Here is a 20,993-nt window from a genome sequence, read left to right as displayed (position 1 = left end):
GCGCGGTCGCCGGGCGTCGCCGCCCCGGCACCCGGTCGCGGCGGGGCGGCCGGTGGAAGACTGATCTTCATGACGACGCTCGGTGCTGTATTTCTGCCGCAGTTGCCGCCCGAGCGGCTGCGGTCCATCGTGACCGCCGCCGACGAGGCCGGCCTCGAGGAGCTGTGGCTGTGGGAGGACTGCTTCCTGGAGGGCGGCCTGACCACCGCCGCCGCCGCGCTGGCCTGGTCGCGGCGGCTGCGGGTCGGGGTCGGGCTGCTGCCGGTGCCGCTGCGCAACGTGGCGGTCGCCGCGATGGAGACCGCCGCGCTGCTGCGGATGTTCCCGGGGCGGGCGACCATCGCCGTCGGGCACGGGGTGCAGGACTGGATGGAGCAGGTCGGCGTGCGGGCGGCGTCGCCGCTGACGCTGCTGCGGGAGTACACGCTGGCCCTGCGCGCCCTGCTGGCCGGCGAGCGGCTGTCCACGCGGGGCAGCTACGTGCGCCTCGACGGCGTCGCCCTGGACTGGCCGCCGGCCGGGCCCGCACCGATCCTGGTGGGGGCGATGGGTCCCAAGACGCTCCGGCTGTCCGGGGAGGTCGCCGACGGCACGGTGCTCACGGCGGGCGTCGACGCCGACGGGGTACGCCGCGCCCGCGCCCTGGTCGAGGAGGGCCGCACGGCCGCGGGCCGCACCGGCGACCACGAGATCGTGATGTACCTGCACGCCGCGACCGGGCCCGGCGCCGAGGCGCGGCTGGCGGCCGAGCGGGTGCGCTGGGGCTACACCGGCGACGCCGACGTGCTGGTCGCCGGGGACGAGCACGCGATCGCCGCGGCCGTGCGCCGCTGGGCGGAGGCGGGCGTCGACCGGGTGATCCTGCAGCCGACGCCCGACGATCCGGATCCGGAGGGTTTCGTACGGTTCGTGGCCGAGCGCGTCCGGCCGCTCGTCCCGTGAGCGCCAATCCGGCCGTCGCGGCGGTGGCCGCCAGCGGCATCGAGTTCCGGGTCGTCGAGCACGGGCCCGTGCGCAGCCTGGCCGAGGCCGCCGCGGCCCGCGGGGTCGCGGTCGCCGACGTGGTGAAGACCATCGTGGTCCGCCTGGCCGACGACGACTACCGCTTCGTGCTCGTCCCCGGCGACCGGGTCATCTCCTGGCCGAAGCTGCGGGCCCTGCTCGGCGTGGCCCGCATGTCGATGCCGGACGCGGCCACGGCCAAGGCCGTGACCGGGTTCGAGCGCGGCACGATCACCCCGTTCGGCTCCACGACGGCCTGGCCGGTCATCGCCGACGAGCGCATCCGGGGCCGCGCGATCAGCCTCGGCGGTGGTCGCCACGGGGTCGCCCTCGCGGTCGCCGCCGACGCCGCGATCGAGGTCCTCGGCGCCACGGTGGCGGACATCTCCGAGGCGGAACCACCGGTATCGAAACCTTGATCGACGAGTCTGTTTTCCGCCGGTACATCCGGAATGAACCCCCGCCGATGTGGGAATTTTTCGGCAAATGACCGGCAAATCGGATGTGGCGGTTCTACTTTGACTCTCGGCAGAGATCATTGCCCGGGTCTTCCGATCCGGCGCGGCGGGCACCATTCGCCGCCGCGCCGGCCGCGGTTTCGTCAGCGGATCGGAGGAGCGCACGAGTGCCCCGGGCCGAACGGGGAGCCACACCTGTCCAGACATGACGTACGCCGCACCCTGGCGGCGGCCACGACCGCCTGCACCATCGTCTGCACCGTCCTCGGCGGCGCGCTGATGAGCGGTCACTCGACCCACGCGGCCCAGCCGGCCCCGGCTCAGGCCGCACCCGGCCCCCGCACCACCGCCGAGTTCCCGGACCGCCTGGCCGAACTGCGCGGCGTCTCCCGGGGCATCCGTCCCGCGCAGCCGCCCGCGCCCGCCGCACCCGCCCCGGCGGCCGCACCGGTCACGGAGTCCGCCCGGGCCACCGGCGCCCGGGCCTCGCGGTCGACCCGGGCCTCGCGGTCGACCCGGGCCTCCCGCCCGCCGAAGACCGCCCCGGCGACCCGGTCGCGCGCGACCCGGCCGCCCACCGCGAAGCCGGCCCCGCGCCCCAAGACCCGCCGCACCGCCGCCGCACCCAACGGCGCCGGCTACTCGGGCGGCGTCGTCGGCTTCGCGATGGCCCAGGTCGGCAAGGACTACTCGTTCGGCTCCGCCGGCCCGGACGCGTTCGACTGCTCGGGGCTCGTCGTCGCCGCGTACCGCAGCCTGGGCATCGCCCTGCCGCGCTCGACCGGCGGCCTCGCCGGCGTCGGCCGCCCGGTGTCGCGCGGCGAGCTGCAGCCGGGCGACCTGGTGTTCCCGAGCTCGGGCCACGTGGGCATCTACATCGGCGGCGGCCGCATGGTGCACGCGTCGACCGAACGCGGCGGGGTGAAGATCTCCGGCATCTACGCGTTCCGTTTCGCCCGGCGAGTCATGAACTGACGGCTCGTGCACCGCCGGTGAGCACCGGACGACACCCGTGGAATGCGCGAGGAATTGTCCCGGGAATCGCGCGCTCAGCCGGCCAGGCGGAAGTCGGCGAAGTCGAAGCCGGGCGCGACGACACAGCTGACCAGCACCGGCTCGTCGCCGGCAGGGGCGGCGGACTGCCACACGCCGCCGGGCACGAGGATCTGGGGGCGCTGACCGGCCGCGACATCCGCGCCGAGCAGCGCCTCCGGGCCGGGGCCGGGCCGGTCGCCGGAGCCGCCGAGGCGCAGCGTCAGCGGGCCGCCGCGGTGCCAGAACCACAGCTCGTCGGAGCGGACCACGTGCCAGGCGGACTCCTCGCCCGGGTGCAGCAGGAAGTAGATCGCGGTGGCGGCGCTGCGGGGGCCGTCGTAGCCGGGCGGGTCGAGGGCGACCGGCGAGCGCCAGGTCTCGCGGTACCAGCCGCCCTCGGGGTGCGGCTGCAGGTCGAGGTGCTCGGCCAGGTGCGGTCTCATGGGGGTACCGTATCCGCCCTTGCGATCCGCCCTTTCGCCTGTAGTGGGGCGCCCGGCGGTTTGCGATGCTGGGCGCGTGAGACTGCAGACGCGCACCGGGGCCTTCGTCGAGCTGCGAGCGATCAAGGCGGCCGGCGAGCCGCTGCTCGTCGAGGGGGCCGTCGACGCGCTCGACGGGCGGGCTTGGCGGTTCCGGGCCCCGGCCCTGACCGCGCAGGAGGCCAAGCTCCTGGCCGACTGGCTGCTCAAGGCCGCGAAGGGCCGCATCGAGCGGCAGGAGCGCCTCACGTTCGCGGACCTGTCCTTCACCATCGACGAGCACGAGGTCGGCGAGCCCCGCCTCGTGGTCGGCTTCTCGCGCTCCACCGCCCCCGAGTGGCTCGGCCCCGAGCGGGCGATGACGTTCGACTACCCCGTCACCCTCGACCTGACCACGGAGGCCCTGGAAGCGGCGGCCGTGGACTGGGACCGCGAGCTGCGCCGCCGCTGAGCGTCACCTGGGCATCATCGGTGCGCTGCCGCCCCCGGGCTACCATCGCCCAATGCGAAAGCGCTTCGGGGCAATGCTGCTGGTGGCGGCGCTCGCGCTGGCGGGCTGCGGCGGGGACGGGCCGGGTGCGGCCGATCCCGGCGGGCACGAGTCCGCCGCGGCCGCCGGCTCCTCCGCACCGGGCGGCGCCGAGGCGGACCCGGCCGGCGTCGGCGCCCTCGGGGCCGCCCCCGGCCCGTCGAGCACCGGCCAGCCCGCCGCCGCGGCCCCGTTCGCCTTCGGCAACCCGTCCGGCAAGGCGGCGATCCCGGCCGAGGCCAGGGCCGAGAGCACGGCCCAGCCGACGAAGGTGGTCGGCGACGGCAGCCCGGCCAGTTGCACCTCGGAGAGCTTCGTCTCGGCCGTCTCGGGCGGCGGGGTGATCACGTTCAACTGCGGCCCGGGCGCGGTCACCATCGTGGTCAAGCAGACCGCGAAGGTCCGCAACCGCTCGGCCAAGGTGGTCATCGACGGCGGCGGCAAGGTGACGCTGAGCGGCGAGGCCAAGCGCCGGATTCTGTACCAGAACACCTGCGACAAGAGCCTGGAGTGGACCACGGACCACTGCCAGGACCAGGCGACCCCCGCGCTGACGGTGCAGAACATCGTCTTCGCCGACGGCAACTCGACCGGCGACAAGAGCGAGGGCGGGGGCGGCGGCGCGATCTTCGTGCGCGGCGGGCGCTTCAAGGCGGTCAACACCAAGTTCGTGCGCAACCGCTGCGACGACACCGGCCCGGACCTGGGCGGGGCCGCGGTGCGGGTGCTCAGCCAGTATCAGAACAAGCCCGTCTACATCGTCGGCAGCACGTTCGGCGGCGCCTCCGGCCAGGGCGGCGTGTGCGCCAACGGCGGCGCGCTGAGCAGCATCCAGGTGTCCTGGGTGGTCCTCAACAGCCTCTTCTCCTACAACTCGGCCGTCGGCCGCGGCGCCAACCCGGCCCGCTCGGGCACCCCCGGCGGCGGCAGCGGCGGCGCGATCTACTGCGACGGCGACAACTTCACCGTGCGGCTCGCCGGCACGCTGATCGAGCAGAACAAGGCCAACGAGGGCGGCGGTGCGGTCTTCTTCGTGAGCAACGACCGCACCGGCACCATGTCGATCGAGGGCTCGACCCTGCGCAAGAACCCCAGCGCCGGCTTCGAGACGGACGGCTTCCCCGGCATCTTCTTCCTCGGCGCGCGGCCGCCGTCCGTCTCCGGCTCCACCTTGAGCCGCTAGGTGCCGGTCCGGCCGGCCCCTACGAGCGCAGGCAGAGGCAGAGCGGGTGGCCGGCCGGGTCCTGCAGCACCGTGTAGCGCTCGGCACCCGGCTGGAACTCCGGCTTCGTCGCGCCCAGCTTGAGCGCGCGGGCCTCGGCGTCGGCGAGGTCGTCCACGTAGAAGTCGAGGTGGAACTGCTTCGGCGACGGGCCCTCGGGCCACGTCGGCGCCTCGTACGCGGGCACCTGCCCGAACCCGATCGACGTCGTGCCGTCGCTGATCATGGCGTACTCGGCCTGGCTGTGCGTCACGTCCCAGCCGAGGACCTCGCTGTAGAAGGTGGCCAGCACCGGCGGCTCGGCGCAGTCGATGTTGACCATGATGAGGCTCGCGAATCCAGTCATGCCCCGATCTTCACGCCTATTCCTGCCATCCAGTGTCAGGAATGCTCGTCCGTGTCGGGATGTCCGCCGCGGCTCGGGCCGGCCGGGGTCGGGGCGGACCAGTTGCGGCGGATGGCCACCATGCGCAGCACGAAGGTGAGGGTGGCGGCCAGCGCGATGGCGATCGGCCGCCGCACGTGCGCCACGTCCAGCGCCGCGACCGAGGCGCACCCGATCAGCCCGGCCACGGCGTAGATCTCGCGGCGCAGCACCGTCGGGATCTCGCCGGTCAGCAGGTCGCGGGCCAGGCCGCCGCCGATGCCCGTGATCATGCCGATGATGCAGGCGCCGATCGGCGGCACGCCCGCGTCGAGCGCCTTGAGCGTGCCGGTCACCACGAACAGCCCCAGCCCGGCGGCGTCCAGCACGAGCACCGTCCAGCGCAGCCGGCTCACGGCCGGGTGCAGCCAGAAGGTGGCGGCCGCGGTCAGCACCGCGACCACGGCGTAGCGCCAGTCCACGAACGCGTTGGGCTGGACGTTCACGAAGACGTCGCGCATGATCCCGCCGCCCAGCGCCGCGGTGAAGCCGACGAACACCACGCCGAACAGGTCGAGCCGCTTGGCCACCCCGGCGGTGGCGCCGGAGGCCGCGAACACGGCGATGCCGACGAGGTCGGCGACGAGGAGAGGGCTCACAGGCACCATGTATAACGGCCGCCCGGTGCCCCGGGCGGCCGTTTCACGGCGCGCGTCAGATGTTGTTGATCACCGACATCGTCGCCTCGTGCTGCATCGCCATCATGTCGGAGACGGCGGCCGCGTCGTAGTACCCGCCGTCCGAGGACCCGCCGCCGGCGCCGCTCACGTCGCCGTCCAGGTTGCCGCCGGAGCCGTCGTAGTCGGCGGCGACCGAGGGGTCCGAGTCGCCGGTCAGGTCCGTGACCTCGCCGGTCCTCGCGTCGTACAGCTGCTCGTAGACGCCGTCGCCGTCGCTGTCGAGGGCCGCGACGTCCATCTGGCCGTCGTGGTCGAGGTCGCCGACGAGGACGTTGCTGCCGTCGTCGAGCGTGTAGATCGCCGCCGGGTCGTCGGTGCCGTTGCCGTCGAGGTCGGCGCTGAAGCCGGTGTAGTCGTCGTCGCTCATATCGGTGGTACTCCCAAAATCCGTCGGAAGAACGTGCGAGAGCCACGCTAGGAGACCGGGGACGCCGTTCACTCCCCCTTTGCTGCCAAGCCGACAGCGAAAGCGACGCGGGTCACGGGCGGGGTTTGCGGCAGGTGCGCCCCGGGGTATCTATCCGTCGATCTCTTCAGAAGGAGGCAGGCAGTGGGCCGGGGTTCCTCGATCGGCGGGGTCATCCTCGTCATTTGGCTGATCATCGGTGTCATCGCGGCGGGTCAGCGCGGCTACTTCAACAGCGACGACGCGAACTGCGCCAAGGCCGGCACCATCGCGGTCACCATCATCGCGGGGCCGCTGAACTACCTCGGGGTCAACCCGAAGATCAATTGTGAGCTGCCGCAGCCGTCCAAGTAGGCCGTCGTCGTCCACGATCCTCGCGCCTCGCGCTCAGCCGTCTCCCAGCGTGCAGCGGTAACGTTCCGGGATGGACGAGTTCGAGGCGCGCAGGGTCGTCGACGCGCTGCGTGAGCGCGGCGTGCCGGCCCACGTGGAGATGGCGAAAGCCGGGATCAGCGAGTTCGGCGTGCGGGTGCAGCTGTTCGACGGCCGGGTCGCGGTGTGGGACACCGACGGCACCGCCGGGCTGGAGGCGCAGGTGATGCGCGACGGCATCCTCGTCGGGTTCGTCCCGATGATCGAGGGGTCCGAGCAGTTCAGCGAGGCGCAGGTCGTCGACGCCATCGCGCGGACCGACTACGACCGGCCGATCGCCCGCCGGCGCACGAGCGCGCCCCCGGCCGCGCCGCCGCTGCCGCCGGAGGGCGGCTTCTTCCGCCGGCTGCGCGGCGGGTTCCGCTGAGCCGGTCCGTCAGTCGTTGATCTCCGCGCGCTCGATCTCGGCGAAGGCCCGGGTCAGCAGCTCGGCGAAGCTCCGCTCGCCCAGCAGGTCGTCGATGAGCAGCGGTGCGTGGGCCGCGAGCGCGCGCGGCGGCACCGGCGCGTCCTCGTCGGTCTCGTGAATGCCGAGCGCCCCGACCAGCAGCACCACCATGACCTGCGGGTCGACGTCACGCCACTGCCCCGCCGAGCGCACCGCGTGCTCCAGCGCGGCCCGGATGTCGTCGCCGTCGAGCCCGTCCGGGTGCCGCTGCTCCAGCAACGTGCGCACCACCGCCCCCAGCACCCGCCCGGTCTGCTCGGGGTCGAGCCCGCCGAGCCGCTCGACCGCGTCCGAGTAGGCCGCCTCGTCGCGCGCCCGCGCCGCCTCCACGGCCTCGGCCGAGGCGACGGCGATGGCACGGGCGGCGGGCGGCAGGTGCCGCCAGGTCGAGGTCATGCCGAAACCCTAGACAATCGGCGCCCCTGGACCGCCGGCGGATGGAGCGCTCCGGCCTCGCCTACCGCAGGCCCGGCCGCGTCCACGACGCCGAGAACGTGCTCCAGGGCTCATCGGTGGCCGGCCCGGCGCAGCAGCAGCACCGTGGCGAGCGGCCAGACCGCCTGCGCGCCGGCCGCGAGCCGCTCGGCCAGCCCGACGAGCACGCCGGTGCCCAGGGCCACGGTGAAGAGCAGGACGAGCGCGGCGAGCGCCAGGGCGGCCGGGACCATCACGCCGGCCGGGGGCCGGGCCGCCGCCGCGCCCGGGTTGCGCCACAGCGCCGGCCACAGCGCGAGGCAGGCGAAGGCGATCGTGGCGGCCGCCTGATGCGGGCCCGACGTGCCGCCGGCGGGCAGCGGGAACGCGGCGACGAGCACGGTCGCGACCCCGCCCACGGCGAGCATCACCCGGGCGGGCACCGCGATCGGGTCCAGCCCGCGCGCGGTGACCACGTGGCAGATCCCGACGCCGAGCAGCGCCAGCGTCATCACCCAGCGGTGGTCGGCCTCGACCCCGGCCAGGGCGCTGATCGTCTCGCGCAGCGAGTCGAACCCGCCGGCCTGCACGGCCGCGGCGACGGTCCACCCGCCGACGAGCAGGACGGGCGCGGCGGCGGAGGACCACAGGGTGTACCGGCGCATGCGACGAGTATGACGGCCGCAACTTCAGTCGCGCACGACTGAATCGTGCGATAGGCTTCGGCTCGTGGACGTCCTCCCACTCGACCGGCAGGTCTGCTTCGCGCTCTACACCGCCACCCGCGCGGTCACGGCACGCTACCGGCCCCTGCTCGACGAGCTCGGCCTCACCTACCCGCAGTACCTGGTGCTACTCGCGCTGTGGGAGCAGGACGAGCGGACGGTCAAGGACCTCGGCGCGGCGCTGCGGCTGGACTCCAGCACGCTGTCGCCGCTGCTGAAACGCCTCGAGGCGGCCGGCCTCGTGGCGCGGGAGCGACGCGCCGACGACGAGCGCTCGGTCACCGTGCGCCTCACCGCCGACGGTTCGGCGCTGCGGACGCGGGCGGCCGGCATCCCCGCCCGCCTGGTCTGCGACGGCGGCCTCGGCCTGGGCGAGCTCGAGGAGCTCCGCGACACCCTCGTGCGGCTCACCGCCGCACTCCAGCGACAGGGAGAAATCGATGCAGGTGCTGTACACCGCTGACGTGACCGCGTCCGGGGACGGGCGCAACGGGCACGTGACGAGCGCCGACGGGATCCTCGACCTCGACGTGCGCATGCCCAAGGAGATGGGCGGCGCGGGCGAGGCGACCAACCCCGAGCAGCTCTTCGCGGCCGGCTACGCGGCCTGCTACCACAGCGCGCTGCGCAGCGTGGCCCGCCGCCAGAGCGCGCTCCCGGCGGTCGAGGGCTCGCAGGTGCAGGCGCGGGTCGGCATCGGCCCGAACGACGCCGGCGGCTTCGGCCTCGAGGTCTGGCTCACGGTGACCCTCCCGGCCGCGGACGCGGCAACCGCGCAGGCCCTCGCCGACGCCGCGCACCAGGTCTGCCCCTACTCCAACGCCACCCGCGGCAACATCGACGTGCACATCGAGGTCGCGGCATGACCGAGGTGAACCGTGTCTGGTATCTCGCGGCCCGGCCCGACGGGTTTCCGTCCACTGCGGACTTCGAGCTGCGGACCGAGCCGGTGCCGCAGCCAGGCCCCGGGCAGGTGGTCGTCCGCAACGAGGTGATGTCCGTCGACCCCGCGATGCGCGGCCGGATGAACGACGTGCCGTCCTACGTCGCGCCCTTCCAGCTCGGCGCCCCGCTGGACGGCGGCGCGGTCGGCACCGTGGTGGCGTCGCAGAGCCCGGACGTCGAGGTCGGCGCGAGCGTCCTGCACGGGCTCGGGTGGCGGGAATACGCGCTGCTGGACGCCGAGCGCGTCCGCACCGTCGACACCGCGGCCGCCCCGGCCTCGGCCTACCTCGGCGTGCTCGGCATGCCCGGCCTGACCGCCTACGCCGGGCTGCTCGACGTGGCCCGGATGCGGCCCGAGGAGACGGTGTTCGTCTCCGGTGCGGCCGGGGCCGTCGGCACGCTGGTCGGGCAGATCGCCCGGCTGCGCGGCGCCCGCCTGGTGATCGGCTCGGCCGGGTCGGCGGAGAAGGTGCGGTACCTCACCGAGGAGCTCGGCTTCGACGCCGCCTTCAACTACCGCGACGGAGACATCCGCACCCAGCTCAAGCGCCTCGCGCCGGACGGCATCGACGTCTACTTCGACAACGTCGGCGGCGAGCAGCTCGAGGAGGCGCTGTTCCGGATGAACCTGCACGGGCGGATCGCGGTCTGCGGGGCGATCTCGCAGTACAACACCCCCGACGCCAAGGGCATCCGCAACCTGAGCCTGCTCATCAGCAAGCGCCTCACGATGCAGGGCTTCCTCGTGCTCGACCACTGGTCGCGCCGCGAGGCCTTCACCGAGGAGATGGCGGGCTGGCTGCGGGAGGGCAAGGTCACGGTCGCCGAGACCTTCGTGGACGGCATCGACCACGCCGTGGACGCGTTCCTGGGCATGCTCAAGGGCGAGAACCTCGGCAAGATGGTCGTCCGGCTCGGCGACGGCGCGTAACACCGCGCCGGCTGACCGGCCCCGGCCTCGCCGGCGAGGACGGGGCCGGCCCGCCAGCGGGGTGACGCACGGCTCAGGAGGCGGCCGGACCGATCGGCAGGTGCAGCTGGAAGGCCACCTCCGTGTAGTGGATCGCCGGGGGCGGCAGCGCCTGCAGCTGCCGCTCCAGCACCACCAGCAGCTCGCGCGGCGGCGCGATCGGGCGGGCCATGATGCGCACGGCCACCGCACGGTTCGGGGCCAGGCGGAACTCGACCATGAGCTCCTCGGTGTGGTGGCGCACGCCCGCGAAGAGCCGCTCGACCACCCGCCGCGCGCGGTCGAGGAAGTCGCTGAGCTCGGCCGGGGTCGTCGCCTGCCGCAGCTGCTCCTCGCTGGTGAGCAGCACGATGCGGCCCGGCGGCCGCGGCGCCGGCGGGCTGCCGGTGGCCGCGGCCATCGTGGTCGCCGCCGGGACGCCGTTGAGCAGCGTCGGCGGCAGGGCGTTCACCGCGTCCGGGCCCTCCGCGGCCGGGGCCGGCTCCGGCGAGCCGTCGCCGACCCGGAACGCCACCGCCCGCACGGCGCCGCCCGGCAGGCCGATCTCGACCGGGCGGCCGGCCTCCACGGCCTGCAGCAGCCGGGCGTGCATGGCGCCGGTCAGCAGGACCGCGAAGCCGTCCTCGACCTGGCGGGCCGTCGGCGGCCGCGGCCCCTCCCCCGCGACGCGGCCGCTCCCGCCGAGCGTCGCGTCGCGGATGATGAGCAGGAAGTTGCAGGCGAGCCGGGTGGCCCGCTCGCCCCCGGGCGCCACGATCGCGGCCGGGCCCGACTGCCCGGGCGCCCACACGTAGGTCTTCGGGGTGCCGGCCAGCCCCGGCAGGTAGGCGCAGACCTCCGGCGCCTCCCGCATCGCGTCGCGCAGCGCGGGCAGCTCCTCGGCCGCCACCGACAGCTCCAGCCGGTCGCCGTCGTGCACGACGCGCAGGAACGGCAGGTTGTACGCGGGGGCGCGGGACAGCATCGTGGCCGCCCGGAACTCGGCGTCGTCGAGCACCGGGGCGCGCCCGGGCCGGAACCACCACGGGTGCGGGTAGTACCGCTCCTGCGCGCCGAGCAGCGCGAGCACCCGGGCGTGGCCGAAGCGCTGCACCACCGCGGTCTCCCCGCCCAGCAGCGGCAGCGCGATCAGCGGGGGCCGGGGCAGGTCCACAGTGGACGCCAGGGCGGCGGGCGGGTCGGCGTAGACGAAGCCGGTGACCCGCTCGTCGACGTCGACGCCCGGGCGGCCGAAGACGCTCACGTCGCCGGCGTCGACCAGCCGGCCCTCGGCGGCGAAGCGGTGCACGGTGCGGGCCATGGTGAGCGGGAAGCCGGCCGCGGGCGCGCCGGTGCGCGCGACGGCGAAGACCATCTCGCGCTGGCCGTGCCGCTCGAGCCCGTCGGTGGTGTAGAGCAGCGCGGGCAGCATGCCGGAGGCCGTGCGGATGCCACCCTCGTCGATGGCGACCGACAGCTCGCCGGGGATGAGGACCTCCCGGCCGACGGGTAACGCGGAGCCCACGGGGCCGATCATGCCACCCGGACGCAAACTCCCCGGGGGCCCGTTGAAACGTTCCGGGGCTCGGTCCACGATGAGAGCATGCGCGTTGGTTCGATGCGGATGACGTCGGAGCCCCCGGCCGGCTACGTCGCCTTCGTCACGCGGCACCTGGAGCCGCTGCGCCGCGACTCGTCCCGGGTCGTCGGCGGCGACGAGGACGCCGACCACCTCTACGTCGACGTGCTCACCGACGTGGCCACGCACTGGCCCTGGCTGGAGCTGCGGCGCACCCGGCTGCACCGGCCCGGCGCGGCCGAGGAGTTCCTGGACCGCACGTTCCACCGCCGCTGCGAGCGCTGGACCCTGGCCGGCCGGCGCGAGCCCGATCCCGGGCTCGACGACGAGCACCAGATCACGGTCACGCCGGAGCGCGACGAGCGGCCGGGGCCGGACCGGCGGGTGCAGGTCAGCAACGCCGTGCGCCGCGCCCCGCTCGTGCTGCCCCGGCCGCGGCCGCGCGCCCGCACGTTCATCGCCGGCCCCACGTCCGAGGCGGCGATCGCCTGGTGGCACGCGTACGAGAACATCCGCCGGCGCCGGCTCGTCTACGCCGGGTTCGCCGTGCTCGTGCTGCTGCTGGCGCTCGCCCAGTGCGGCGGGCCGGCCTCCGAACTGTAGGCACGGAACATGTAGTGATGCTACTCGTAGAAAGCGGGAAAAGTTCCCGAACGTGGCCAACGCCGCTTTCGCGTGCACCGATGGGCGGTTACGGCGCGCGCGGGGATAGAACGTCCCTGTGGAACCGTTGACCGTTCTCGCCGAGGCCGCGACACCCGGGGACTTCGCGGCCGCACGAACGCAGATGGCGCTGTCCCTCGGCTGGCACATCATCATCGCGAGCTTCGGCGTCGCCATGCCCGCGATCACCCTGTTCATGCAGTGGCGGGGGTACCGGACCGGGCAGGTCGAGTACCGCCTCCTGGCCCGCCGCTGGGCCCGCGCGATGGGCGTGCTCTTCGCCGTCGGGGCCGTCTCCGGCACCATCCTGAGCTTCGAGATGGGGCTGCTCTGGCCGGGCCTCATGGGCACCTACGGCCAGGTGATCGGGCTGCCCTTCACCCTGGAGGGCTTCGCCTTCTTCGTCGAGGCCATCTTCCTGGGCATCTACCTCTACGGCTGGGACCGGCTCCCGGCCCGGGTCCACCTGTGGTCGGCGGTGCCGATCCTGCTGGCCGGCATCGTGGGCACCTTCTGCGTGGTCAGCGCCAACGCCTGGATGAACCAGCCGCGCGGGTTCGACCTGGTGGACGGCAGGATCACCGGGGTCGACCCGCTCGGCGCGATGTTCAACCCCGCCACCGGCCCCCAGTCGGTGCACATGCTCGTCGCCGCGTTCATGGTCACCGGCTTCTGCATGGCCTCCGTCTACGCCGTCGGCCTGCTGCGCGGGCGCAACGACCGCTACCACCGCCTGGGCTTCCTGGTGCCGTTCACCGTCGCCGCCGTGATGGCCCCGGTCCAGGTCGGCGTCGGCGACTGGGCCGCGCACTTCGTCGCCGACTACCAGCCGGTGAAGCTGGCCGCGATGGAGGGGGTGTACGAGACCCAGCGGGGCGCGCCGCTGCACCTCGGCGGGGTCGCGGTCGACGGGGAGCTGCGCTACGCCATCGAGATCCCCAACGCCCTGAGCCTGCTGGCCCACTGGGACCCGGACGCGCAGATCACCGGGCTGAACACGGTGCCGGCCGACCAGCGCCCGCCGGTCAACGTCGTGCACTGGTCGTTCCAGCTCATGGTCGGGGCCGGCTTCGCCATGCTGGGCGTCGCCGCGCTGTTCGGCTTCAGCTGGCGATGGCGGCGCGGCTGGCTCACCAACCGCTGGTTCCTGCGCGCCGCCGCGCTGTGCGGCCCGGCCGCCGTGCTCGCCCTCGAGGCCGGCTGGACCACCACCGAGACCGGCCGGCAGCCGTGGGTCGTCTACGGCGTCCTGCGCACCCACGACGCCGTGAACACCGCCCCCGGGCTGCGCACCGGGCTCGTCGTGCTGACCGTCGTCTATGCCCTGCTGACCGTCGCCACCGTCTTCGTGCTCCGCCGCCTGGCCCGGGACCGGCCCGTGCCCGTCGCGCCGCAGGAGTCCGACGTCGACACCTTCCCGGTGCCGTGATGCGGGCCGCCGACGCGCTCCTGGTCGTGCTCTTCGCGGCCGTGACCGCCTACGCCCTCTTCGGCGGCGCCGACTTCGGCGCCGGGTTCTGGGACCTCTTCGCCGGGGGCGCCCGCTCGGGCCGGCGCCGGCGGTCCCTCATCGAGCACGCGATCGGCCCGGTGTGGGAGGCCAACCACGTCTGGCTCATCTTCGCCGTGGTGCTGCTGTGGACCGGCTTCCCGGCCGTCTTCGCGGGCGTCGCCGCGACCATGTACGTGCCGCTCACGGGGGCCGCGCTGGGCATCATCGGCCGCGGCGCCGGGTTCGCGTTCCGCAAGACCAGCGACACCGTCGGCCGGCAGCGGTTGTTCGGCGCCCTGTTCGCGTTCTCCTCGCTGGTGACCCCGTTCTGCTTCGGCGCCGTGGCGGGCGGCATCGCCTCCGGGCGCGTCCCGCCCTGGACGGCCGGGCGGGGCGACCTGCTCACGGCCTGGTGGAACCCGGCCTCGGTGGCGACCGGGGCGCTCGCGGTGGCCGTGTGCGCGTACCTCGCCGCCGTCTTCCTCTGCCGCGACGCCCAGCGCCACGACCCGGACCTCGTCGCCGGGATGCGCCGTCGGGCGCTCTGGGCCGGGGCCGGCACCGGGGTCCTCGCCGTGGCCGGGCTGCTCGCGGTGCGGGCCGACGCCGGCTGGCTGGCCGACCGGCTGCTGCGCCCGGTGCCGGCCGCGCTCGTGGTGCTCTCGGCGCTGGCCGGGGTGGCCTCGATCGCGCTGCTGGCGGCCGGCCGCTACGTGGCCGTGCGGCTCACCGCCGGCCTCGCCGTGGCCGCGGTGCTCTGGGGCTGGGCGGCGGCGCAGCACCCGTACCTGCTGCCGCCCGCGACCACGATCTCCGCCACGGCCGCGGCCCCGGCCGTGACGCGCGCCACCCTGTGGGCCGTCCTCGGCGGTGCCGCCGTGCTGGTGCCGTCGCTGTGGTGGCTGTTTCGGCTGTTTCAGTCGCCCGCGCCCGATTCGTCCGGCCAGAGGGCCGACAGCGATCGTTGACCAAGCCTGCTATCGTCCGCCGAAGCTATGACTGACATCAGGAGGACGCGGCGCTGGAGCGCGGCGGCGGCGGCCGTCGCGGCCCTCGGCGTCGGCCTGATCGGGGCCGCCGCGACGCCCGCCTGGGCCGCCGACCAGCTCGAGATCAAGGTCGACAACAGCGTCCAGGGCAAGGTCGGCGACAAGGTCCAGGTCCGCTTCGTGGTCAAGAACAACACGAAGCAGCCGGTCACCGGCGTGACCGTGGCCATGACGGCGCCGGGCAACGCGATCCTGGACCCGGCCGACAACCCCGGCTGCGCGGTCGGCGGCGGCGGACGGGCGGCGAGCTGCCGCTCCAACGGCACCCTGGCCCCCGACAAGTCCGCCGGCGGCCAGTTCACGCTCACCGTGAAGACCGCCGGGCAGGCCCCCGGGCGCGTCCAGGTCGAGCACGGCAACGCCGACACCTTCCAGCTGCGCGCCACCGGCGGCCCGACCCCGTCGGCGACGACGAAGTCGGCCAAGCCGACGAAGACCTCGAGCCTGTCGGCCAGCGAGACGCCGGGCATCAGCGAGGGCAGCTTCGCCGTGCCCGAGGCCGGCAACGGCGTCGCCATCGAGACCACCGGGCCGGCCACGAACCGCACCGGTGGCAGCGGCGGCGGGATGAGCATGGGCCTGTGGGTCGGCATCATCGCGATCGTCGGCGCCCTCGGCCTGATCGGCAGCCTCTTCTACTTCCGGCGCAAGGACCGCAACGAGCCCGACACGGGCATGCACCCGGTCGTCCCGGCGCCGCAGGGCTTCTACGGCTCCCAGCCGCAGCCCACGACCTACGGCGCGCCGCCCCAGCCGCAGACCTACGGCTCCCCGGCGGCGCAGACGCAGATGATCGACCCCGGCCTCGGCGGACCGCCCGGCCCCACCCAGATCATCCAGCCCGGCGGCCCCGTTCCCGGCCCGGGCCCCGCCGCGGGAGCCGGGCCCGGCAACGACCAGACCGTCATCTTCCGCCGCCCCGAAGACCTCTGACCGACGGTGCGGAAGGCCGCGCTCGGCACGGCCCTCGTCTTCACGGCCAGCGGCGCGGTCGTCGGCGGCTGGGTGTCGCGCATCCCGGCGGTCGTCGAGCGGCTCGGCATCGGCCCGGGTGAGCTCGGCCGGGCCCTGCTCGCCCTCGGCCTCGGCTCGCTGGTCTCCATGCCCGTGACCGGGCACGCCTGCCGCCGCTTCGGCAGCCGCGCCTGGGTGGCCGGCACCGCGCTCGTCTCCGCCGCCGCCCTCGCCGCGGCCGGGCTCGCGGGCTCGCTGTGGGCGCTCGCCGGGGCGCTGTTCGTGCTCGGGCTCGCGTACGGCTCCTGGGACGTGGCCATGAACGTGCAGGGCAGCTTCGTGGACCGGCGGGCGGGGCGGGAGTGGATGCCGCGGTACCACGCCTGCTGGAGCCTCGGCTCGATCGGCGGCGCGGCGGCCGGCTCCCTCGCGGCCCGGACGGGGCTGGGCGCCGGCCCGCACCTCGCGGTCGCCGGGGTGGTGTCGCTGGCGGTGACGTACGCCGGCCTGACCCTGTTCGTGAATGAGCGCACAGACGAGCGCACGGCCGGGCGCACGGACGCCGGGACCGCCGCGGCGCCCGGACGCCGGCGCAGCCGCGCCGGCCGGGCGCTGCTGCTCATCGGGCTGGCCACGCTGTGCGCGACGGTCGTCGAGGGGGCCGCGGGCGACTGGCTCGCGCTGTTGCTGCACACCGGGCGCGGGCTCTCGCAGTCCTCGGCGGCGCTGGGGTACACCCTCTTCGCCACCGCCATGACCGCCGGCCGGTTCGCCGGCAGCACCGCCGTCGCCCGCCTCGGCCGGGCCCGCGCCGTCCGGCTCGGCGCGCTGCTCGGCGTCGCCGGGATCGCCGCCGCCGTGCTCGCCCCGGGCACCGGGCCGATCTACGCCGGGGCCCTGCTCTGGGGCCTGGGCGTGTGCCTGGTGTTCCCGGCCGCCGTCAGCGCCGCCGGGGAGACCGCCCGGCCCGCCGAGGCGATCGCGCTCGTGACGAGCATCGGCTACGGCTCGCTCCTGGTCGGCCCGCCGCTCATCGGCGCCCTGGCCGACGCGATCGGGCTGGGCCGGGCGCTGCTGGGCCTGGCCGGGCTCGCCGCCGCCATCGCGGCGCTCGCCCCGGTGCTGCGCGGCCCGGCTCAGCCCGGCAGCGCGTCCATCGCCCGGTAGATCCGCACGTCCGAGACGGGGTAGGCGGTGCCGAGGGCCTGCGCGAAGAGCCCGACCCGCAGCTCCTCGATCATCCAGCGGATCTCGCGCAGCTGGGGCGTCATGGTCATCGAGGCCACCAGCTGGTCGTACTCCTTCTGCACCTCCTGCACCGTGAGCATCCGCTCGCGGTCGCGCCCGGTGTCGGTCGGCACCTTCTCCAGGCGCCGCTCGATGCCGCGCAGGTAGCGCTCCAGGTCCGGCAGGCGCTGCCAGCCGGTGTCGGTGACGAAGCCGCGGTACACCAGCCGCCCCAGCTGCCCGCGCATGTCGGTCAGGGCCGGCAGCAGCAGCGGGTTCTTGGTGCGGGTCAGGCGCTGCTCGACGTCGTAGGCCGCGGCCAGGATCTTGCGCACGCTGCCGACCACGTCGAGGGTCAGGTCGACGAGGTCGGCCCGCACCTTGTCCCGCAGCGCGGCGAACCCGGCCTCGTCCCAGGCCGGCCCGCCCGCGTCGGTCATGAGCTGGTCCACGGCGCAGGCCGCGCAGTCCTCGAGCAGGTCGACGGCGTTGCGGTGCGGGTTGCGGCTCAGCGCCAGCTTGGCCTCGTTCGACAGCCGGCCCTGCACGAAGCGGGCCGGCGGCGGGAGCGTGAGCTGCAGCAGGCGGCGGGTGCCGCGCCACATCTCGAACTGCTGCCGCGCGGGCAGGTCGAAGGCCTGCACCGCGACCGAGGCGCCCTCGTCGACCAGGGCCGGGTAGACGGTGAGGGTGTGCCCGGCGACCGTGCGCGACAGGCTGCGCGGCAGGGTGCCGAACTCCCAGCTCGTGGCGCCCTTGCGGGTCACGTCCACGGCCGCCTGGGCGACCGTCTGCTGCACCTTGGGGGCGAGGCGCTCGCGCAGTACCGCCGCGTCCTTGCCCTCCCCGAGGATTTTCCCGGCGTCGTCGACGACGCGGAAGGTCATCTTGAGGTGCTCGGGCACCTTCGACCAGTCCCACTCGGCGCGCGGCACCGAGACCCCGGTCATCCGCCGCAGGGCCAGCTCGAGCGCGTCGAGCAGCTCGCCGTCGCGGGGCGCCATCTCGGCGAGGGCGTCGCGGGCGGTGTCGGGGGCCGGGACGAAGTTGCGCCGGGTGGCCTTCGGCAGGGACTTGATGAGCGCCGTCACGAGCTCCTCGCGCAGCCCCGGCACCTGCCAGGCGAAGTCGCCGGCGCGCACCTGGCCCAGCAGCGGCAGTCCGATGTGGACGGTCACGCCGTCGGCCTCGGTGCCGGGCTCGAACTGGTACGTGAGCGCGAAACGGCGCCCGTCCTGCTCCCAGGCGTCGGGGTACTGCGCCTGCTGCACCGCGTCCGCGCCGGCGTTGACGAGCATCGCCGGGTCGAACGTGAGCAGGTCCGGGGACTCCCGGCGGGTCTTCTTCCACCAGCTGTCGAAGTGGCGGCCGGAGACCACCTCCTCGGGCAGCCGGCCGTCGTAGAACTCGAACAGCGTCTCGTCGTCGACGAGCAGGTCGCGGCGGCGGGCCCGGGCCTCGAGCTCCTCCACCTCGCCGAGCAGCCGGCGGTTCTCGGCGAAGAACGCGTGCTGGGTCTCCCAGTCGCCCTCGACCAGCGCGTGGCGGATGAACAGCTCGCGGGACAGCGCCGGGTCGATGCGGCCGTAGTTGACCTTCCGGTTGGTGACGATCGGCACTCCGTAGAGGGTCACCCGCTCGACCGCCATCACCGCGGCCTGCTTGCGCTCCCAGTGCGGCTCGCTGTACTGCCGCTTCACGAGATGCTGGGCCAGCGGCTCGATCCACTCGGGCTCGATGCGGGCCACCACCCGCGCCCACAGCCGCGTGGTCTCGACCAGCTCGGCGGCCATCACCCAGCGGGGCGTCTTGCGGAACAGCGCGGAGCCCGGGTTGACGGCGAAGCGGGCGTTGCGGGCGCCGAGGTACTCGTGCTTGTCCGCCTCCTTGAGCCCGATCTGCGACAGCAGCCCGGCGAGCAGGGAGATGTGGATCGGCAACGGCGCCGCGGGCTGCTCGTTCGGCGTCACGTCCATCGTCTTGAGCACCTGGCGCAGCTGGCTGTAGATGTCCTGCCACTCGCGCACGCGCAGGTAGTTGAGGTATTCGGCCCGGCACAGCTTGCGGAACTGGTTGCTGGAGAGCTCCCGCTGCTTGTCCTGCAGGTAGTTCCACAGGTTCAGGTAGCCGACGAAGTCCGAGTCCTTGTCGGCGAAGCGCGCGTGCGACTGCTGGGCCTGGGCCTGCTTGTCGGCCGGCCGCTCGCGCGGGTCCTGGATGGACAGGGCCGCGGCGATCACCATGACCTCGCGCACGCAACCGTTCTTCTCCGCCTCCAGCACCATGCGGGCCAGGCGCGGGTCGACCGGCAGCTGGGACAGGCGGCGGCCCAGCGGCGTCAGGTGCGGGCCGGGCTCGAGCGCGCCGAGCTCCTCCAGCAGCTGCACGCCGGCGGTGACGTTGCGCCGGTCGGGCGGGTCGATGAACGGGAACGCGCTCAGGTCGCCGAGGCCGAGCGAGATCATCTGCAGGATGACCGACGCCAGGTTGGTGCGCAGGATCTCCGGGTCGGTGAACTCCGGCCGGGCGTTGAAGTCGTCCTCGCTGTAGAGCCGGATGCACACCCCGTCGGACGTGCGCCCGCAGCGGCCCTTGCGCTGGTTGGCCGAGGCCTGCGAGACGGGTTCGATGGGCAGGCGCTGCACCTTCAGGCGGTGGCTGTACCGCGAGATGCGCGCCGTGCCGGGGTCCACGACGTATTTGATGCCGGGGACGGTGAGCGAGGTCTCGGCCACGTTGGTCGCCAGCACCACCCGGCGGCCGGAGTGCGGCTGGAAGACCCGGTGCTGCTCGGCGAAGGAGAGCCGGGCGAACAGCGGCAGGATCTCGGTGCCGGGCAGGTCCAGCTTGGTGAGGGCGTCGGCCGCGTCGCGGATCTCCCGCTCGCCGCTGAGGAACACGAGCACGTCGCCGGGGCCCTCGTCCTGCAGCTCCATGACGGCCATGCAGATCGCGTCGAACTGGTCGACCTCCTCGGCCCCCTCGTCGGGCGCCTCGAGGGGCCGGTAGCGCACCTCCACCGGGTAGGTGCGCCCCGACACCTCCACGATGGGCGCGTCGCCGAAGTGCCGCGAGAACCGCTCCGGGTCGATCGTCGCCGACGTGATGATGACCTTCAGGTCGGGGCGGCGGGGCAGGAGCTGTTTGAGGTACCCGAGGATGAAGTCGATGTTCAGGCTGCGCTCGTGGGCCTCGTCGATGATGAGCGTGTCGTAGCGCCGCAGCAGCCGATCCTGCTGGATCTCGGCCAGCAGGATGCCGTCGGTCATCACCTTGACCATGGTCTGGTCCGAGGACTGGTCGGTGAAGCGCACCTTGAAGCCGACGGTCGCGCCCAGCTCGGTGCCGAGCTCCTCGGCGACGCGCTCGGCCACGGTGCGGGCCGCGATCCGCCGCGGCTGGGTGTGGCCGATCTGGCCGGTCACGCCGCGGCCGAGCTCGAGACAGATCTTGGGCAGCTGGGTCGTCTTGCCCGACCCGGTCTCGCCCGCCACGATCACCACCTGGTGGTCGCGGATCTTCTCCAGGATCTCGTCCTTGCGCTGGCTGACCGGCAGCTGCTCGGGGTAGCTGATCTCGGGCCGGGCGGCGCGGCGGGCGGCGACCCGCTGCTCGGCGCGCTCGACGTCGGCCCGGATGGCCTCGGCGATCGCCTGCGCGTTGCGGGAGCGCTTCGCCCCGTCGATCCGGCGTCGCAGCCGATGCTGGTCCTGGGGCATGAGCCCGGCGAGGCGAGCGCGGAGCTCGCTCAGGCTGGTCGGCTGGGGCGTTTCAGACATGACGCTCGCAAGGATAGGCACCCGGCGCCGGGATTGCCCGTCGATTTTGCCGGGGTGCCCGGTTTCTCGCCGACACGTGGCGGCCCGCCGTGACGGTCT

23 protein-coding genes are annotated in these 20,993 nt (G+C 74.1%); 15 read left to right on the top strand and 8 right to left on the bottom strand.

The features are described from left to right. The first annotated feature begins 69 nt into the window (after positions 1-69). From ACQP2P_RS08615 to ACQP2P_RS08605, 3 genes are all read left to right on the top strand, one after another. Entirely contained in the window at positions 70-942 is an 873-nt protein-coding gene (locus ACQP2P_RS08615) for an LLM class flavin-dependent oxidoreductase (protein ID WP_433614490.1), read from the top strand. Beyond that, positions 939-1,421, top strand: a complete 483-nt coding sequence (locus ACQP2P_RS08610; RefSeq protein ID WP_433614488.1) for an aminoacyl-tRNA deacylase — start codon at positions 939-941, stop codon at positions 1,419-1,421. Before ACQP2P_RS08615 ends, ACQP2P_RS08610 begins: the two co-directional genes overlap by 4 nt. Positions 1,422-1,739: 318 nt before the next feature. Next, complete coding sequence (locus ACQP2P_RS08605) at positions 1,740-2,435, top strand: C40 family peptidase (RefSeq protein ID WP_433614486.1); 696 nt, start codon at positions 1,740-1,742, stop codon at positions 2,433-2,435. A 74-nt stretch (positions 2,436-2,509) separates the two neighbouring features. Here the strand turns inward: ACQP2P_RS08605 and ACQP2P_RS08600 are convergent, their stop codons facing one another. Beyond that, the gene (locus ACQP2P_RS08600) at positions 2,510-2,938 is read right to left on the bottom strand and encodes a cupin domain-containing protein (protein ID WP_433614484.1); all 429 of its coding nucleotides are present in this window, start codon (positions 2,936-2,938) and stop codon (positions 2,510-2,512) included. A gap of 76 nt (positions 2,939-3,014) precedes the next feature. Here ACQP2P_RS08600 and ACQP2P_RS08595 point away from each other — a divergent pair, with 76 nt between their 5' ends. Both ACQP2P_RS08595 and ACQP2P_RS08590 read left to right on the top strand, forming a co-directional pair. Beyond that, entirely contained in the window at positions 3,015-3,428 is a 414-nt protein-coding gene (locus ACQP2P_RS08595) for a WapI family immunity protein (RefSeq protein ID WP_433614483.1), read from the top strand. A 52-nt stretch (positions 3,429-3,480) separates the two neighbouring features. Beyond that, positions 3,481-4,689: a hypothetical protein gene (locus ACQP2P_RS08590; protein WP_433614481.1), complete on the top strand. Its 1,209-nt coding sequence runs from the start codon at positions 3,481-3,483 to the stop codon at positions 4,687-4,689. Positions 4,690-4,708: 19 nt separating this feature from the next. Here ACQP2P_RS08590 and ACQP2P_RS08585 read toward each other — a convergent pair whose 3' ends face one another. From ACQP2P_RS08585 to ACQP2P_RS08575, 3 genes are read right to left on the bottom strand one after another with little or no spacing between them, the layout of a single operon-like run. Then, positions 4,709-5,074, bottom strand: a complete 366-nt coding sequence (locus ACQP2P_RS08585; protein WP_433084848.1) for a VOC family protein — start codon at positions 5,072-5,074, stop codon at positions 4,709-4,711. A gap of 35 nt (positions 5,075-5,109) precedes the next feature. Beyond that, positions 5,110-5,760, bottom strand: a complete 651-nt coding sequence (locus tag ACQP2P_RS08580) for a trimeric intracellular cation channel family protein (RefSeq protein WP_433614479.1) — start codon at positions 5,758-5,760, stop codon at positions 5,110-5,112. A 46-nt stretch (positions 5,761-5,806) separates the two neighbouring features. After that, entirely contained in the window at positions 5,807-6,199 is a 393-nt protein-coding gene (locus ACQP2P_RS08575) for a hypothetical protein (protein WP_433614477.1), read from the bottom strand. Between the two features lie 183 nt (positions 6,200-6,382). Between ACQP2P_RS08575 and ACQP2P_RS08570 the strand changes: the two genes are divergently transcribed. Together ACQP2P_RS08570 and ACQP2P_RS08565 are read left to right on the top strand one after the other, a co-directional pair. Beyond that, the gene (locus ACQP2P_RS08570; RefSeq protein ID WP_433084842.1) at positions 6,383-6,592 is read left to right on the top strand and encodes a hypothetical protein; all 210 of its coding nucleotides are present in this window, start codon (positions 6,383-6,385) and stop codon (positions 6,590-6,592) included. A 70-nt stretch (positions 6,593-6,662) separates the two neighbouring features. Further along, complete coding sequence (locus ACQP2P_RS08565) at positions 6,663-7,037, top strand: hypothetical protein (protein WP_433614475.1); 375 nt, start codon at positions 6,663-6,665, stop codon at positions 7,035-7,037. Positions 7,038-7,046: 9 nt separating this feature from the next. On the opposite strand, the gene ACQP2P_RS08560 is transcribed toward ACQP2P_RS08565, so the two are convergent. Together ACQP2P_RS08560 and ACQP2P_RS08555 are read right to left on the bottom strand one after the other, a co-directional pair. Further along, positions 7,047-7,514, bottom strand: a complete 468-nt coding sequence (locus ACQP2P_RS08560) for a hypothetical protein (RefSeq protein ID WP_433614473.1) — start codon at positions 7,512-7,514, stop codon at positions 7,047-7,049. A 110-nt stretch (positions 7,515-7,624) separates the two neighbouring features. Further along, on the bottom strand, positions 7,625-8,197 hold the full coding sequence (locus ACQP2P_RS08555; RefSeq protein ID WP_433614471.1) for a DUF998 domain-containing protein: 573 nt from the start codon (positions 8,195-8,197) through the stop codon (positions 7,625-7,627). Positions 8,198-8,261: 64 nt separating this feature from the next. On the opposite strand from ACQP2P_RS08555, the gene ACQP2P_RS08550 reads away from it, so the two are divergent. Genes ACQP2P_RS08550 through ACQP2P_RS08540 form a run of 3 tightly spaced genes read left to right on the top strand, consistent with a single transcriptional unit; the run spans position 8,262 to position 10,133 of the window. Then, on the top strand, positions 8,262-8,720 hold the full coding sequence (locus ACQP2P_RS08550; protein WP_433614469.1) for a MarR family winged helix-turn-helix transcriptional regulator: 459 nt from the start codon (positions 8,262-8,264) through the stop codon (positions 8,718-8,720). After that, entirely contained in the window at positions 8,698-9,123 is a 426-nt protein-coding gene (locus ACQP2P_RS08545; protein ID WP_433084831.1) for an organic hydroperoxide resistance protein, read from the top strand. Before ACQP2P_RS08550 ends, ACQP2P_RS08545 begins: the two co-directional genes overlap by 23 nt. Next, complete coding sequence (locus tag ACQP2P_RS08540) at positions 9,120-10,133, top strand: NADP-dependent oxidoreductase (protein ID WP_433614467.1); 1,014 nt, start codon at positions 9,120-9,122, stop codon at positions 10,131-10,133. Before ACQP2P_RS08545 ends, ACQP2P_RS08540 begins: the two co-directional genes overlap by 4 nt. Positions 10,134-10,206: 73 nt before the next feature. On the opposite strand, the gene ACQP2P_RS08535 is transcribed toward ACQP2P_RS08540, so the two are convergent. After that, positions 10,207-11,676: a hypothetical protein gene (locus ACQP2P_RS08535; RefSeq protein WP_433614465.1), complete on the bottom strand. Its 1,470-nt coding sequence runs from the start codon at positions 11,674-11,676 to the stop codon at positions 10,207-10,209. A gap of 78 nt (positions 11,677-11,754) precedes the next feature. On the opposite strand from ACQP2P_RS08535, the gene ACQP2P_RS08530 reads away from it, so the two are divergent. The 5 genes from ACQP2P_RS08530 to ACQP2P_RS08510 all read left to right on the top strand — a co-directional run bounded on the left by ACQP2P_RS08530 (position 11,755) and on the right by ACQP2P_RS08510 (position 17,055). After that, entirely contained in the window at positions 11,755-12,333 is a 579-nt protein-coding gene (locus ACQP2P_RS08530; RefSeq protein ID WP_433614463.1) for a hypothetical protein, read from the top strand. Positions 12,334-12,451: 118 nt separating this feature from the next. Further along, complete coding sequence (locus ACQP2P_RS08525) at positions 12,452-13,822, top strand: cytochrome ubiquinol oxidase subunit I (protein ID WP_433614461.1); 1,371 nt, start codon at positions 12,452-12,454, stop codon at positions 13,820-13,822. Next, the gene (locus tag ACQP2P_RS08520) at positions 13,822-14,853 is read left to right on the top strand and encodes a cytochrome d ubiquinol oxidase subunit II (RefSeq protein ID WP_433614459.1); all 1,032 of its coding nucleotides are present in this window, start codon (positions 13,822-13,824) and stop codon (positions 14,851-14,853) included. The genes ACQP2P_RS08525 and ACQP2P_RS08520 overlap by 1 nt, the downstream gene beginning before the upstream one ends. Before the next feature lie 27 nt (positions 14,854-14,880). Continuing rightward, on the top strand, positions 14,881-15,867 hold the full coding sequence (locus ACQP2P_RS08515) for a hypothetical protein (RefSeq protein WP_433614457.1): 987 nt from the start codon (positions 14,881-14,883) through the stop codon (positions 15,865-15,867). Between the two features lie 6 nt (positions 15,868-15,873). Beyond that, positions 15,874-17,055 (top strand): MFS transporter, encoded by a 1,182-nt coding sequence (locus ACQP2P_RS08510; protein ID WP_433614455.1) that lies wholly within the window; start codon positions 15,874-15,876, stop codon positions 17,053-17,055. On the opposite strand, the gene hrpA is transcribed toward ACQP2P_RS08510, so the two are convergent. Beyond that, the gene (gene hrpA / locus ACQP2P_RS08505; RefSeq protein ID WP_433614453.1) at positions 17,025-20,894 is read right to left on the bottom strand and encodes an ATP-dependent RNA helicase HrpA; all 3,870 of its coding nucleotides are present in this window, start codon (positions 20,892-20,894) and stop codon (positions 17,025-17,027) included. The genes ACQP2P_RS08510 and hrpA overlap by 31 nt on opposite strands. Between the last annotated feature and the right edge of the window lie 99 nt (positions 20,895-20,993).

It is taken from the genome of Dactylosporangium sp. CA-139114 (assembly GCF_050955725.1).
Classification (GTDB): domain Bacteria; phylum Actinomycetota; class Actinomycetes; order Mycobacteriales; family Micromonosporaceae; genus Dactylosporangium.
This window is presented reverse-complemented; position numbering and strand designations above follow the sequence as displayed.

Excerpts from the sequence above, each read along its gene's own strand:
- ACQP2P_RS08590 (WP_433614481.1), top strand. The coding sequence starts at position 3,481 with ATGCGAAAGCGCTTCGGGGCAATGCTGCTGGTGGCGGCGCTCGCGCTG.
- ACQP2P_RS08520 (WP_433614459.1), top strand. The coding sequence starts at position 13,822 with ATGCGGGCCGCCGACGCGCTCCTGGTCGTGCTCTTCGCGGCCGTGACC.
- ACQP2P_RS08605 (WP_433614486.1), top strand. The coding sequence starts at position 1,740 with ATGAGCGGTCACTCGACCCACGCGGCCCAGCCGGCCCCGGCTCAGGCC.
- ACQP2P_RS08530 (WP_433614463.1), top strand. The coding sequence starts at position 11,755 with ATGCGCGTTGGTTCGATGCGGATGACGTCGGAGCCCCCGGCCGGCTAC.
- ACQP2P_RS08565 (WP_433614475.1), top strand. The coding sequence starts at position 6,663 with ATGGACGAGTTCGAGGCGCGCAGGGTCGTCGACGCGCTGCGTGAGCGC.
- ACQP2P_RS08600 (WP_433614484.1), bottom strand. The coding sequence starts at position 2,938 with ATGAGACCGCACCTGGCCGAGCACCTCGACCTGCAGCCGCACCCCGAG.
- ACQP2P_RS08585 (WP_433084848.1), bottom strand. The coding sequence starts at position 5,074 with ATGACTGGATTCGCGAGCCTCATCATGGTCAACATCGACTGCGCCGAG.
- ACQP2P_RS08515 (WP_433614457.1), top strand. The coding sequence starts at position 14,881 with ATGACTGACATCAGGAGGACGCGGCGCTGGAGCGCGGCGGCGGCGGCC.
- ACQP2P_RS08555 (WP_433614471.1), bottom strand. The coding sequence starts at position 8,197 with ATGCGCCGGTACACCCTGTGGTCCTCCGCCGCCGCGCCCGTCCTGCTC.
- ACQP2P_RS08580 (WP_433614479.1), bottom strand. The coding sequence starts at position 5,760 with ATGGTGCCTGTGAGCCCTCTCCTCGTCGCCGACCTCGTCGGCATCGCC.
- ACQP2P_RS08540 (WP_433614467.1), top strand. The coding sequence starts at position 9,120 with ATGACCGAGGTGAACCGTGTCTGGTATCTCGCGGCCCGGCCCGACGGG.
- ACQP2P_RS08615 (WP_433614490.1), top strand. The coding sequence starts at position 70 with ATGACGACGCTCGGTGCTGTATTTCTGCCGCAGTTGCCGCCCGAGCGG.
- hrpA (WP_433614453.1), bottom strand. The coding sequence starts at position 20,894 with ATGTCTGAAACGCCCCAGCCGACCAGCCTGAGCGAGCTCCGCGCTCGC.
- ACQP2P_RS08560 (WP_433614473.1), bottom strand. The coding sequence starts at position 7,514 with ATGACCTCGACCTGGCGGCACCTGCCGCCCGCCGCCCGTGCCATCGCC.
- ACQP2P_RS08575 (WP_433614477.1), bottom strand. The coding sequence starts at position 6,199 with ATGAGCGACGACGACTACACCGGCTTCAGCGCCGACCTCGACGGCAAC.
- ACQP2P_RS08545 (WP_433084831.1), top strand. The coding sequence starts at position 8,698 with ATGCAGGTGCTGTACACCGCTGACGTGACCGCGTCCGGGGACGGGCGC.